Below are 12,837 nucleotides of genomic sequence, written 5' to 3' on the forward strand. Positions count from 1 at the left end.
CCGACTCCTCCCCCGCGCGGGAACGCCCCGCGCTGACACCGTCCCCGCGCGCCGGGCGCACCGTCCCCCGCACCCGACCCACCCGGCTGCGCCGCTGCCCGACAGCGCCGCGCAGCAGCGCGCCGGAGGGCCGGGCACGGCCCTCGGGTACCCGCCAGCAGGCGAACCGCCATCCCGACGCGAACGGGAATCGCCCACCCCACCCACCCCGCGGCGCGCCAGCGCGGTAGCGCGCACCGTCCCCCGCACCCGACCCACCCGGCTGCGCCGCTGCCCGACAGCGCCGCGCAGCAGCGCGCCGGAGGGCCGGGCACGGCCCTCGGGTACCCGCCAGGAGGCGAACCGCCATCCCGACGCGAACGGGAATCGCCCACCCCACCCACCCTGCGGCGCGCCAGCGCCACCGCATCGACCCGGCGAAGCGTCCCCGCCGCCGGGCGGACCCGCGCCCGCCGCCGAGGGCGGCACCGTGAGGAGCCGGTAACCGCCCGGCAACGCCGGGGCAATCGCGGCGAAGCCGACCGCTCGTAATTTCTGTCGGGCGACAGAAATTACTCGGCCGAGCCGGAGGTGCAGCACCGTGGCCACAGGGACGACGTACGGCGCTCGGGACCATGCCCGTGCCCAGGAGGGCGCGCGGGCGGAGGCGATGCCGGTGGTGCCGGCGCCGGAGGGGCTGGTGTGGGCCGAGACGGTGGCCGGCGGCGGCTACACGCACCGGACGCTGGCCCGCGGCACCGAGTTGCGGCTCGCGGACCCGACCGGCGACGCCTGCGCGCACCTGCTGCTCTTCGCGCGGGACCGCCCGTGGGAGCGGCTGAACGCGGCGGACACCGTGAAGGTCCAGTGGAACGCCTACCTCGGCGCGGGCCGGCTGCTGCTGTCCGACCAGGGACGGGTGCTGGCGTCGCTGGTCTCGGACACCAGTGGCCGCCACGACACGCTGTGCGGCACCTCCACGGTGGTGCGCAACACCGCACGCTACGGCGACGGTTCGCCGCAGGGCCCCTCTCCCGCGGGACGCGCGCTCTTCGAACTCGCTGCCGCCAAGCACGGGTTGACGCGGCGCGACCTCCCCCCGTCGATCAGCTTCTTCAAGGGCGTGCGGGTGGAGCCGGACGGCTCGCTGGAGTTCACCGGCTCGGCGGCCCCCGGCGCGACGGTGACGCTGCGCGCCGAGCAGCCGCTGACCGTGCTGCTGGCCAACGTCCCGCACCCGCTCGACCCCCGCGCCGCGTACACCTGCGGCGTGCTCGACGTCCGCGCCCGGCCGGGCCGTCCGACCGGGCCGGGCGACCCGCTGTGGGACGACACTCCGGAGAGCCGCCGCGCCTTCGCCAACACCGCCGAGTTCCTGACCGCCGGAGGCCTCGCATGAGCGCGCACGCCACCACCGGACCCGCCACCGTCACCGAGGTCCCCGCCCGCGCGCCGTGGTCGGCCGTGATCCCGGCCGGCGCCGTCCTCACCATCACCGACCTGCACGGCAACCAGGCCGTGGACTTCCTCGTCTACGACGCGCACGACACCTCCGTGCGCTACAGCGCGCCCGACACGATCCAGGCGCAGGGCGGCATCTTCCTGACCACCGGCAGCGTGCTGCTCTCCGGCGAGCACACCCCGCTGATGACGGTGGTCGCCGACACCTGCGGACGGCACGACACGATCGGCGGCGCGTGCTCGAAGGAGTCCAACACCCTCCGCTACGGGCACCACACCTGGTCCCAGCACGCCTGCGTGGACAACTTCCTCGCCGAGGGTGCCCGTTGGGGCCTCGGCAAGCGTGACCTGGTGAGCAACGTCAACTGGTACATGAACGTGCCCGTCGAGGAGGACGGCACCCTCGGCATCGTCGACGGCATCTCCGCGCCCGGCCTCCAGGTGGCGCTGCGCGCCGAGACCGACGTCCTGGTGCTGGTCTCCAACTGCCCCCAGATCAACAACCCCTGCAACGGATTCGACCCCACACCGGTACGGATGACGGTGCAACCCGCCGCCGTCGCCGCCGTCGCCGAGGAAGGCCGCTGATGACCTTCGACACGCTGCTGGTCGCGAACCGCGGGGAGATCGCCGTCCGGGTGATCCGCACGGCGCGCCGCATGGGCCTGCGCACCGTGGCGGTCTTCTCCGACCCGGACCGCGGCGCCCCGCACGTCCACCTCGCGGACACCGCCGTACGGCTCGGCCCGGCGCCGGCCAGGTCCAGCTACCTCGACGTGGACGCGGTGCTCGCCGCGGCGCGGCGGACCGGCGCGGGCGCGGTGCATCCCGGGTACGGATTCCTGTCGGAGGACGCGGAGTTCGCCCGCCGCTGCGAGGCCGCGGGCCTGGCCTTCGTCGGCCCGACCCCGCGGCAGCTGGAGGTGTTCGGCGCGAAGCACACGGCCAGGGCCGCCGCCGAGGCGGCGGGGGTGCCGCTGCTGCCCGGCACCGGGCTGCTGCCCGACCTGCCGGCCGCGCTCGGCGCGGCGGCCGGGCTGGGCTATCCGGTGATGCTCAAGGCCACCGGTGGAGGCGGCGGCATCGGGATGCGGGCCTGCCGGGACGCGGCGGAACTCGCCGCCGCCTGGGAGCCGGTGCAGCGGGCGGCGGCCGCCGGCTTCTCCTCCGCGGGGGTGTTCCTCGAGCGCCTGGTGGAGCGGGCCCGCCACGTCGAGGTCCAGGTCTTCGGCGACGGGCGCGGCCGGGTGCTGACGCTGGGCGACCGGGACTGCTCGTTGCAGCGCCGGCACCAGAAGGTCCTGGAGGAGGCGCCCGCGCCGGGCCTGCCGGACCGGGTGCGGCGCCAGCTCGCCGAGGTGTCCCGCGCGTTGTGCGCCTCGGTGGACTACCGCTCCGCGGGCACGGTGGAGTTCGTGTACGACGCGGCGCGGCAGGAGGCGTCCTTCCTGGAGGTCAACACCCGTCTCCAGGTGGAGCATCCGGTCACCGAGGAGGTGCACGGCGTCGACCTCGTGGAGTGGATGCTGCGGCTCGCTCAGGGCCGGCCCGTCCCGGCGCTGGAGGAGGCGGGCGCGTCCGCGCACCGCGCGGAGTCCTCCGCGCTCGACACCGCCGTCGGGACCGCCGTCGAGGCAGCCTCTGACACCGATCCCGCCCGCACCCCCGGCAGCGCCGCCGACACGCCGGTCACCTTGTCGACAAAGCCAGTCGGACACGCCGTGGAAGCACGGATTTACGCCGAAGATCCCGCCCGCGGGCACCGCCCGAGCGCCGGACACCTCACCCGTGTCGTCTTCCCGCCCGGCGTCCGGGTCGACACGTGGGTCGAGACCGGCACCGAGGTCACCACCGCGTACGACCCGATGCTCGCCAAGGTGATCGCGCACGGCGCGGACCGCGCCCAGGCGCTGGACCGGCTCGCCGAGGCCCTCGCCGGCACCCGCGTCGACGGGGTGGAGACGAACCTCGGCCTGCTGCGTGCCGCGCTGGCCGACCCCGACCTGCGCGCGGCGGCCCACCACACCGCCACGCTCGACGCGGTCACCGACTCCTCCCGCCGGATCGACGTACTGCGGGCCGGCACGCTCACCACCGTGCAGGACTGGCCTGGCCGCACCGGGCTGTGGCACGTCGGGGTCCCGCCGTGCGGCCCGATGGACGACCTGTCCTTCCGGCTCGGCAACACGGCGGTGGGCAACGACGAGGGCGCCGCCGGCCTCGAATGCACCCTGCAGGGACCGCGGTTGCGCTTCAGCCACGCCACCACCGTGTGCGTCACCGGCGCCCCGGCCCTGGTCAGCGTCGACGGCGAGGCGGTGCCGCAGTGGCAGCCGCTGACGGTGCCGGCCGGCGCGGTCCTGGACGTCGGCGCGCCCGGCGAGGCGGGACTGCGCACCTACCTGCTGGTGGCGGGCGGGCTCGACGTGCCCGAGTTCCTCGGCAGCGCGGCCACCTTCACGCTCGGCAGGTTCGGCGGCCACGGCGGCCGGGCGCTGCGCGCCGGTGACGTGCTGCACGGCGGCGGCACCGCCGAGGGCGCCGCGGTGCCGGAGGCGCAGCGGCCGGGGTTCGGCGCCGCGTGGCGGATCGGCGCGGTCGAAGGCCCGCACGCGGCACCGGAGTTCTTCACCGAACAGGACGTGGCGGAGTTCTACGCGGCCACCTGGGAGGTGCACTTCAACTCCGCGCGCACCGGCGTCCGGCTGATCGGTCCGAAGCCGCGGTGGGCCCGCAGCGACGGCGGCGAGGCAGGGCTGCACCCGTCCAACATCCACGACACGCCGTACGCGGTCGGCGCGGTGGACTACACCGGCGACATGCCGGTGCTGCTCGGACCGGACGGCCCCTCGCTCGGCGGTTTCGTCTGCCCGGCGACGGTGGTGACCGGACAGCGCTGGAAGCTGGGGCAGTTGCGGCCCGGTGACACCGTGCGGTTCGTGCCGGTCAGCGAGGACGCGGCGGCCGCGCTGCGCAGCGCTCCGGCGTCGCCCCCCGGCGCGTCGCGCCCGCCGGTCGGCGACGGGGGTGTCCTGGCCCGCGCCGAGGCGAACGCGACACGCCCGGCGGTGACGTACCGGCGCAGCGGTGACGACAACCTGCTGGTGGAGTACGGGCCGATGCAGCTCGACCTGGCGCTGCGGATGCGGGTGCACGCGCTCGCCGAGCACCTGGCCGAGCGGCGGCTGCCGGGCGTGGTGGACCTCACCCCGGGGATCAGGTCGCTCCAGGTCCACGTGGACCCCGACGTGCTGCCGACCGGCAAGCTGCTCGACCTGGTCCGCGAGGCCGAGGAGCAACTGCCGCCCACCGGTGAGCTGGTGGTGCCCAGCCGCACGGTGCACCTGCCGCTGTCCTGGGACGACCCGGCGACGCGGGAGGCCACCGCCCGCTACATGGCGGGGGTGCGCGACGACGCCCCGTGGTGCCCGTGGAACATCGAGTTCATCCGCCGGATCAACGGCCTGGACTCGGTCGACGACGTGCACCGGACGGTGTTCGACGCCGAGTACCTGGTCCTCGGCCTGGGCGACGTGTACCTGGGCGCCCCCGTCGCCACCCCGCTCGACCCGCGGCACCGGCTGGTCACCACCAAGTACAACCCGGCCCGCACCTGGACCGCGGAGAACTCGGTCGGCATCGGCGGCGCGTACCTGTGCGTCTACGGCATGGAGGGCCCCGGCGGCTACCAGTTCGTCGGCCGCACCGTGCAGGTGTGGTCGAACCGGCAGCGGCAACGCCCCTGGCTGCTGCGGTTCTTCGACCGCATCACCTGGTATCCGGTGGAGGCGGACGAACTGCTCGACCTGCGGGCCGACATGGCCGCCGGGAGGCTGGAACTGGAGATCGAGGACGGCACCTTCGCTCTGGCGGACCACGAGCGGTTCCTCGCCCGGAACGCGCCCTCCATCGAGGAGTTCAGGGCGCGCCAGGCGGCGGCGTTCGGAGCGGAGCGGGCCGCGTGGGAGGCCGCGGGCGAGTTCGCGCGCGCCGACCGGGCCGCCGCGCCCGCTCCCGCGGAGCGTGCGGCCGTGTCCGTGCCGCCGGGCGGCTGCGCGGTGGAGGCGGACCTGCCCGCCGCGGTCTGGCAGATAGCGGTCAGGCCCGGCGACGTCGTGGCGGCCGGGCAGCCACTGCTCACCCTGGAGGCCATGAAGATGGAGTCCCCGGTGACGGCCCCCGTCGCGGGCCGCGTCGCCGCCGTCCTGGTCAGCACCGGCGCCCAGGTCTCCCCCGGCACACCGCTGCTGACGCTGGCACCGCTGTGACGCCGCCCGCCGGCCCCGCGCCGGCACCGTACCGAGGGGCGGCACCGTACCGAGGGGCGAGCGCCCGTAGACGACAGGCCGGCGGAAGGGGAACGACGTGAGGCAGGACGCGCTGCGCCGCGTGCGAGCGGCGTACGAGCGGATGGCGGCGGTGGGTGAGCGCCATGTGTGGATCACACTGCGGCCGCAGGAGGAGGTCGAGGCGGAGGCGCGGGACGTCGACCGCAGGGCCGCCGGCGCGGCGGCCGCCCTTCCGCTCGCCGGGCGGCTGCTGGCGGTCAAGGGCAACATCGACGTGGCCGGGCTGCCGACCACCGCGGGCTGCCCGTCCTACGCCTACCGGCCGGCGGCCGACGCGCCCGCCGTGGCGGCGCTGCGGGCCGCCGGAGCGATCGTGCTCGGGACCACGAACATGGACCAGTTCGCCACCGGTCTGGTCGGCGCCAGGAGCCCCTACGGCGCCGTCGCCAGCGCGCTCGCGCCCGACCGGGTGAGCGGCGGGTCGAGTTCGGGCTCCGCGGTGGCCGTGGCGCTCGGCCTGGTCGACCTGGCGCTCGGCACCGACACCGCGGGCTCGGGCCGCGTCCCGGCCGCCTTCAACGGCGTCGTCGGCGTCAAGCCGACCCGCGGTCTCGTCTCCACCGCGGGCGTGGTCCCCGCCTGCGCGAGCCTGGACTGCGTGACGGTCTTCGCCCGCACGCTGGCCGAGGCCCGTACGGCGACGGCGCTGCTGGCCGCGCCGGTCCCGCCGCCGCGCCGTCCAGGGCCCTGGCGGGTGGCGGTGCCGCCCACCGCGCAGCTCGGCGAGCTGGACGCGGGCTGGGCCGACGCGTTCGAGGCGGCGGCCGCCCGGCTGGCGGCCGCCGGCGCCGAGCTGCGCCCGGTCGACCTGACGCCGTTCACCGAGGCGGCCGCGCTGCTCTACGAGGGCGCCTTCGTCGCCGAGCGGTACACCGCCGTCGGCGCCTTCGTCGACAAGGGGGCCGCCGACCTCGACCCGGTGGTCGCCGGCATCATCGGTGCGGGCGCCGGCGTCCCGGCGCACCGGCTCTTCGCCGACCGCCTGCGGCTGGCCGAGCTGCACGACCGGGCGGCGGCCGAACTCGGCGACGCCGACGCGCTGTTGCTGCCCACCACGCCCGGCCACCCGACGCACGCCGCGGTCGCGGCCGACCCGCTCGGCGCCAACGCACGGCTCGGCCGCTTCACCAACTCCACCAACCTGCTGGACCTGTGCGCCGTCGCGGTGCCCGCGGGCGACGTGCACGGCCTGCCTTTCGGGGTGATGCTGGTCGGCCCGGCGCACACCGACGACCGGGTCGCGGAGGTCGCCGCGCTGCTGGCGCCGCCGCTGCGGATCGCCGTGCTCGGCGCGCACCTGACCGGGCAGCCGCTGAACCACCAACTGCGCTCCCTGGGAGCGCGGTGGGCGTGCACGACCCGCACCGCGCCCGCCTACCGCCTCTACGCGCTGGACACCGAGCCGCCCAAGCCGGGCCTGGTGCGGGTGGCGGAGGGCGGCGCCGCGGTCGAGGCCGAGGTGTGGGAGCTGTCGCCCGCCGCCCTGGGCGCCCTCGCCGCCGCACTCCCCCGCCCGATGGTGCTCGGCAGCGTCGAGCTGGACGGCGGCGACAGCGTCCCCGGCTTCCTCTGCGAGCCGCAGGCGCTGACCGGCGCCGAGGACATCACCGGCTACGGCGGCTGGCGCGGCTACCTCGGGCGCGAGCGGCGGTGACCCGTCGCCCGCGCCGCGCGAACAGCGGGCGCTATCCCACCGAGGAGTAGGCGACGACTCCGCGCAGCAGCCCGTCGACCGCCTTGCGGGCGTTGCGCCGCACCGGGCTGCCGTCCGGCGCCGCGTCGCCGACCTGGCCGAGCACGTCGATGAGCTGCTTGCACCAGCGGACGAAGTCGCCGGCCGGCATGTCGGCGTCGGAGAGCACCTGGTCGAGGGTGTGCCCCGAGGCCCACCGGTACGCGGCCCAGGCGAAGCCCAGGTCAGGTTCCCGCTGGCCGACGCCCCCGGTCTGGTTGATCCCGTGGTCCTCCTCCAGCGCGTCGAGCCGGCCCCAGATGCGGACCATCTCGCCGAGCGCCGCCCGCGCGTTGCCGGTGGGGAGCTTGGGCGCGACCGCGTCGTCCGACTGCCGGGACTCGTAGACCAGCGCCGAGGCGCAGGCGGCGAGTTCGGCCGGGCCGAGGCCGTCCCACACGCCGTCGCGCAGGCATTCGCTGGCCAGCAGGTCCAACTCGCCGTAGAGCCGGGCCAGCCGGCGCCCCTCCGGGGTGACCTCGTCGGCGTTGAGGTAGCCGAGTTCGGTGAGCACCGCGCACACCCGGTCGAAGGTGCGGGCGATGGTGTTGGTGCGGCCCTCGATGCGGCGTTCCAGCTGCTGGGTGTCGCGCCGCAGCCGGTGGTAGCGCTCGGCCCAGCGGGCGTGGTCCTCGCGGTCGTCGCAGCCGTGGCAGGGGTGCGTCCGGATCTCGGCGCGCAGCTGGGCGATCTCGGCGTCGTCGGCCGCCGCCGCCCGCTCCTTGCGGTGCCGCACCGGGCCGCTCCAGCCCGCGGTGCCGGCCTTGCTGCGCATCGCGGAGGCCAGGTCGCGGCGGGACTGCGGGCTGCGCGGGTTGAAGGACTTGGGGATGCGCATCCGGTCCAGCGCCTCCACCGGGACCGGGAAGTCCAGCTGGGCGAGCCGCTTGACCTGCCGCTCCGCGGTGAGCACCAGCGGCCGCGGGCCGTCGTGGAACTCGCCGCCGCGCGGGTGGTGGCCGGTGGCGCGGCCGGGGATGCCGGGTTCGAGCACCAGCGCCAGACCGGCGTACTTGCCGGCCGGCACATGGATGATGTCGCCGGGCTTGAGCTTCTCCAGCGCGTCCGCGGCGGCGGCCCTGCGCAGCGCGGTGCCCTGCCGGGACAGCTCGGCCTCCCGCTCCTTGAGCTGCCTGCGCAGCCGCATGTACGCCGGGAAGTCGCCGAGGTGGCAGGTCATCGACTCCTTGTAGCCGTCCAGGCCCTCCTCGTTGCGCTGCACCTGCCGGGAGATGCCGACCACCGAGCGGTCGGCCTGGAACTGCGCGAACGACGTCTCCAGCAGCTCGCGCGAGCGGTGCCGGCCGAACTGCCCGACCAGGTTGACCGCCATGTTGTACGACGGCTTGAACGACGACCGCAGCGGATACGTACGGGTGCCGGCCAGGCCCGCGACGGCGCCCGGGTCGAAGCCGCGCTGCCACAGCACGACCGCGTGGCCCTCGACGTCGATGCCGCGCCGGCCGGCGCGGCCGGTCAGCTGGGTGTACTCGCCGGGGGTGATGTCGGCGTGCGTCTCGCCGTTCCACTTGACGAGCTTCTCCAGCACCACGCTGCGGGCCGGCATGTTGATGCCGAGCGCCAGCGTCTCGGTGGCGAAGACCGCCTTGACCAGGCCCTTGACGAAGAGCTCCTCGACGACCTCCTTGAAGGTCGGCAGCATGCCGGCGTGGTGGGCGGCGATGCCGCGCTCCAGGCCCTCCAGCCACTCGAAGTAGCCGAGGACGTGCAGGTCCTCGTCGGGGATGGAGCGGGTGCGCTCCTCGACGATGGAGCGGACCCGGGCGCGGCCCTCCTCGTTGTTGAGCCGCAGGCCCGCGTGCAGGCACTGCTGGACGGCCGCCTCGCAGCCGGCCCTGCTGAAGATGAAGGTGATGGCGGGCAGCAGGCCCTCGGTGTCCAGCCGGTCGATGACCTCGGCGCGGCTGGGCGTCCAGACCCGGCTGCGGGAGCGGCGCTCGCGCTCCCGGTCGGCCTCGCGGCCGCGGCCCGCGCGCGGGCGGTGGACGCGCTGGTTCTCCATCCGGGCGAGCCGTTCGAGGTCGGCGTTGACCTCGCGGCGGCCGCGCGGGGCGCTCGGCCCGGACTTCTCCTCGAAGAGGTCGTACATCCGGCGCCCGGCCAGCACGTGCTGCCACAGCGGCACCGGGCGGTGCTCGGAGACGATCACCTGGGTGTCGCCGCGGACGGTGTCCAGCCAGTCGCCGAACTCCTCGGCGTTGGAGACGGTCGCGGACAGCGACACCAGCGTCACGGACGGCGGCAGGTGGATGATCACCTCTTCCCAGACCGCGCCGCGGAACCGGTCGGAGAGGTAGTGCACCTCGTCCATCACCACGTACCCGAGGCCGTCGAGGGCGGCGGAGCCCGCGTACAGCATGTTCCGCAGCACCTCGGTGGTCATCACGATCACCGGGGCGTCGCCGTTGACGCTGTTGTCACCGGTGAGCAGCCCGACCTTGTCGGCGCCGTAGCGCTTGGCGAGGTCGTTGTACTTCTGGTTGGACAGCGCCTTGATCGGCGTGGTGTAGAAGCACTTGCGGCCCTCTTGGAGGGCGAGGTGGACGGCGAACTCGCCGACGATGGTCTTGCCGGAGCCGGTGGGGGCGGCCACCAGGACTCCGCTGCCTGACTCCAGCGCCTGGCACGCCTCGGTCTGGAACGGATCGAGTCCGAACTCGTACAGCTCGCGGAACTGCGCGAGTGCGGTGGCGTTCTCTGCTGCGCGACGGCGGCTGGCCGCATAACGCTCGGCGGGCGACATCTCTTCGGTCATCTCGCTCAAGAGCCTACCGGGCGGCACCGACACGGCGCGTGATCTTATCTGCCCGGACCGGGTTTTCCGGGGCACGCCTGCCCCGGCTCAGACGAGCAGCCGGACCGCCCCCGGCACCGTCTCCGCCTCCACCGGCAGCGGCCCGACCCGCTCGCCGTCGGCGTACGCGGTGACGTCCCGCGCGGCCAGCCGGATCCGCCGGGCGCGGTGCACGGTCACCACCGGGTGCGAGGGGTGGGTGCCGCGGTAGACCCGCGGGAAGACCCGCAGCAGCGTGGTACGGCTGCACGGCCCGACCACGCACACGTCGAACAGTCCGTCGTCCATCGCGGCGTCCGCGCAGATCCGCATGCCGCCGCCGTAGGAGGGACCGTTGCCGACCGCGATCAGGGTGGCCTCGATCTCGCGTTCCGGGGCGTCGTCGAAGGCCACCCGGTAGCGGATCGGGCGCAGCGCGGCCAGCTCCGCGAGCATCGCGACGTCGTAGCGGAAGCGGCCGGTGGGCCACCGCATGCGGTTGCCGCGGTCGTTGACCCGCGAGTCGAAGCCGGAGGCGAGGACGGTGCCGAACCAGCGGTCGCCGGCCCTGCCGAGGTCGAGGTCGCGGTGCCGGCCGTCGCGCAGCGCCCCGGCGATCACGGCGGCCGCCCCGGCCGGGTCGCGCACCGGCAGGCCGGTCGACCGCGCGAAGTCGTTGCCGGTGCCGACCGCGACCACACCCAGCGGGGTGCCGGTCCGCGCGACCGCCTGGAGCGCCAGCGAGACCATGCCGTCGCCGCCCACCGCCACCAGCGCGCCGGTGCCCTCGGCGACCGCGGCGCGGGCCCTGGACAGCGCGTCGGCGGCGTCCGCGCCGACGATGCCGCGGACCCGGTGGCCGGCCGCCCGCAGCGCCCTGGCGGCCGGCTGCGCGGCGTGCGCGCCCCGGCCGCGGCCCGCGGCGGGATTGACGAAAAGGGTGATCTCGCTGGTCACGGGCGGACCCTACCCCGGTTCTGGGCCGCGGTCAGCCCCGGGCCCGGTCGGTGGAGCGCCGGTCCGTCAGGTGGCGTCGTCGAAGTCGTCGCCGCCGCCGCGCCGGTCGGCCTCGTCGTCGTACGGCTGTGCGCCGATCTGCTCGGGGATGTGGTCCAGGCTGGACGCCTCGTCGGCGTCGAGCCCGAAGTCCGGGTCGGCGGCGCGGCGGCGGCTCCTGCGGCCGTCGTTGAAGAAGCAGACGCCCATCGCCAGGAAGTACAGGAAGACGATCGGGGCGGCCAGCAGGCACATCGTCAGCGGGTCGCCGGTCGGGGTGGCGACGGCGGCGAAGACGGTGATGCCGATGACCATGCCGCGCCACCAGCCGAGCATCCGGCGGCCGCTGACCAGACCGGTGAAGTTCAGCAGCACCAGCACCAGCGGCAGCTCGAAGGCGAGTCCGAAGACCACGATCATGCGCACGACGAGGTCGAGGAAGTCGTCGAGCGCCAGCAGGTTGGTGGTGTCGTTCGGCACGAAGCCGATCATGATCCGCGCGGTCTGCGGCAGGATCTCGTACGCCAGCAGGCCGCCGGCCAGGAAGAGCGGGACGCCGGCGCCGACGAAGCCGAGGGTGTACCGCTTCTCGTTCTTGTGCAGGCCGGGCGCCAGGAAGCCCCACAGCTGGTACAGCCAGACCGGGGAGGAGCCGACGATGCCGGCCATCAGCGAGACCTTCAGGGCGATGGAGAAGCCGCCGAGCAGGCCGCTGACCGTCATCTGCGCGCACGGCTTGCTGTCGTGCTGGTGGGACGCGCCGTTGACACAGCGGACGGTGTCCGGGATCCGCTGCTGCAGCAGGTGGATGATGTCCTTGTAGAAGAACGCCGCCACGACCGTGACGATGATGATCGCAAGGACCGACTTCATCAGCCGGTTGCGCAGCTCACGCAGGTGTTCCGCGAGGGGCATCCGCCCCTCGGGGTCCCGTTCCTGCTTGCGGGCAGTCTTGAGCACCCACGTCCTCGTCTCGTGCGGCAGCCGTCGGCGGAGTGTCCCGCCAGCGGCTTGGTCCTGCGGTCGGGTGTCGGGTCGGTCAGCCCTGCGTGGTGCGGTCGGGCTCCTGCACCGGGCGGGCGCTGGCGGTGTCGCCGGGCGCGGCCTGGATAGTGCGGGGCGCGTCGGCCTCGGGCTTGGCGGTCGACTCGGCGGTCCGGGCCGCGCCGTCGTCCTTCATCGCCTTGGCCTCGCTCTTGAGGATGCGCGCCGACTTGCCGAGCGACCTCGCCATGTCGGGCAGCTTCTTCGCGCCGAACAGCAGGACGACGACGACGAGGATGAGGAGGATCTCCAGGGGCTTGAGATTGCCGAGCATATGAGGTCTACCTTCTCACCGGGGCGGCGGATTCCTTGCGACTGCGTTCCTAGCGGCAGCCGGCGCGGACGTTCGGACGGGTGTCCGGATCGCCCTGCCGGCTGTGATCGTAGCGCGCACCGGTGAACGGCGGGGAAGGCCCCGGGGTCCGGCCGGCGGCGGCCCTCGCCGCACTCCGTAGCGGGCCGCCCGGCCAGCGTACCCTCCG

General features: G+C 74.9%; 8 protein-coding genes. 4 read left to right on the top strand and 4 right to left on the bottom strand.

Annotated elements, in window-relative coordinates:
• The first annotated feature begins 580 nt into the window (after positions 1-580).
• The 4 genes from V2S66_RS21615 to V2S66_RS21630 all read left to right on the top strand — a co-directional run bounded on the left by V2S66_RS21615 (position 581) and on the right by V2S66_RS21630 (position 7,443).
• On the top strand, positions 581-1,378 hold the full coding sequence (locus V2S66_RS21615; RefSeq protein ID WP_330797561.1) for an urea amidolyase associated protein UAAP1: 798 nt from the start codon (positions 581-583) through the stop codon (positions 1,376-1,378).
• Positions 1,375-2,028: an urea amidolyase associated protein UAAP2 gene (locus V2S66_RS21620; RefSeq protein WP_330797562.1), complete on the top strand. Its 654-nt coding sequence runs from the start codon at positions 1,375-1,377 to the stop codon at positions 2,026-2,028. Before V2S66_RS21615 ends, V2S66_RS21620 begins: the two co-directional genes overlap by 4 nt.
• Positions 2,028-5,708 carry a 5-oxoprolinase/urea amidolyase family protein gene (locus V2S66_RS21625; protein ID WP_330797563.1) on the top strand — a complete coding sequence of 1,227 codons (3,681 nt, stop codon included), beginning with the start codon at positions 2,028-2,030 and terminating at the stop codon, positions 5,706-5,708. The genes V2S66_RS21620 and V2S66_RS21625 overlap by 1 nt, the downstream gene beginning before the upstream one ends.
• 97 nt (positions 5,709-5,805) lie before the next feature.
• Positions 5,806-7,443 (top strand): allophanate hydrolase, encoded by a 1,638-nt coding sequence (locus V2S66_RS21630; protein WP_330797564.1) that lies wholly within the window; start codon positions 5,806-5,808, stop codon positions 7,441-7,443.
• 31 nt (positions 7,444-7,474) lie between these two features.
• Here the strand turns inward: V2S66_RS21630 and V2S66_RS21635 are convergent, their stop codons facing one another.
• From V2S66_RS21635 to tatA, 4 genes are all read right to left on the bottom strand, one after another.
• Complete coding sequence (locus V2S66_RS21635; RefSeq protein ID WP_330797565.1) at positions 7,475-10,297, bottom strand: DEAD/DEAH box helicase; 2,823 nt, start codon at positions 10,295-10,297, stop codon at positions 7,475-7,477.
• Positions 10,298-10,384: 87 nt separating this feature from the next.
• Positions 10,385-11,272: a diacylglycerol kinase gene (locus V2S66_RS21640; RefSeq protein ID WP_330797566.1), complete on the bottom strand. Its 888-nt coding sequence runs from the start codon at positions 11,270-11,272 to the stop codon at positions 10,385-10,387.
• Between the two features lie 66 nt (positions 11,273-11,338).
• Positions 11,339-12,271, bottom strand: a complete 933-nt coding sequence (tatC, locus tag V2S66_RS21645) for a twin-arginine translocase subunit TatC (protein WP_330797567.1) — start codon at positions 12,269-12,271, stop codon at positions 11,339-11,341.
• 79 nt (positions 12,272-12,350) lie between these two features.
• Complete coding sequence (tatA, locus tag V2S66_RS21650) at positions 12,351-12,629, bottom strand: Sec-independent protein translocase subunit TatA (RefSeq protein WP_330797568.1); 279 nt, start codon at positions 12,627-12,629, stop codon at positions 12,351-12,353.
• Positions 12,630-12,837: the final 208 nt, after the last annotated feature.

It is taken from the genome of Actinacidiphila polyblastidii, assembly GCF_036353415.1.
Lineage (GTDB): Bacteria > Actinomycetota > Actinomycetes > Streptomycetales > Streptomycetaceae > Actinacidiphila > Actinacidiphila polyblastidii.

Coding starts and splice junctions, on each gene's coding strand:
- V2S66_RS21620 (WP_330797562.1), top strand. CDS start 1,375: ATGAGCGCGCACGCCACCACCGGACCCGCCACCGTCACCGAGGTCCCC.
- V2S66_RS21625 (WP_330797563.1), top strand. CDS start 2,028: ATGACCTTCGACACGCTGCTGGTCGCGAACCGCGGGGAGATCGCCGTC.
- V2S66_RS21635 (WP_330797565.1), bottom strand. CDS start 10,297: ATGACCGAAGAGATGTCGCCCGCCGAGCGTTATGCGGCCAGCCGCCGT.
- tatA (WP_330797568.1), bottom strand. CDS start 12,629: ATGCTCGGCAATCTCAAGCCCCTGGAGATCCTCCTCATCCTCGTCGTC.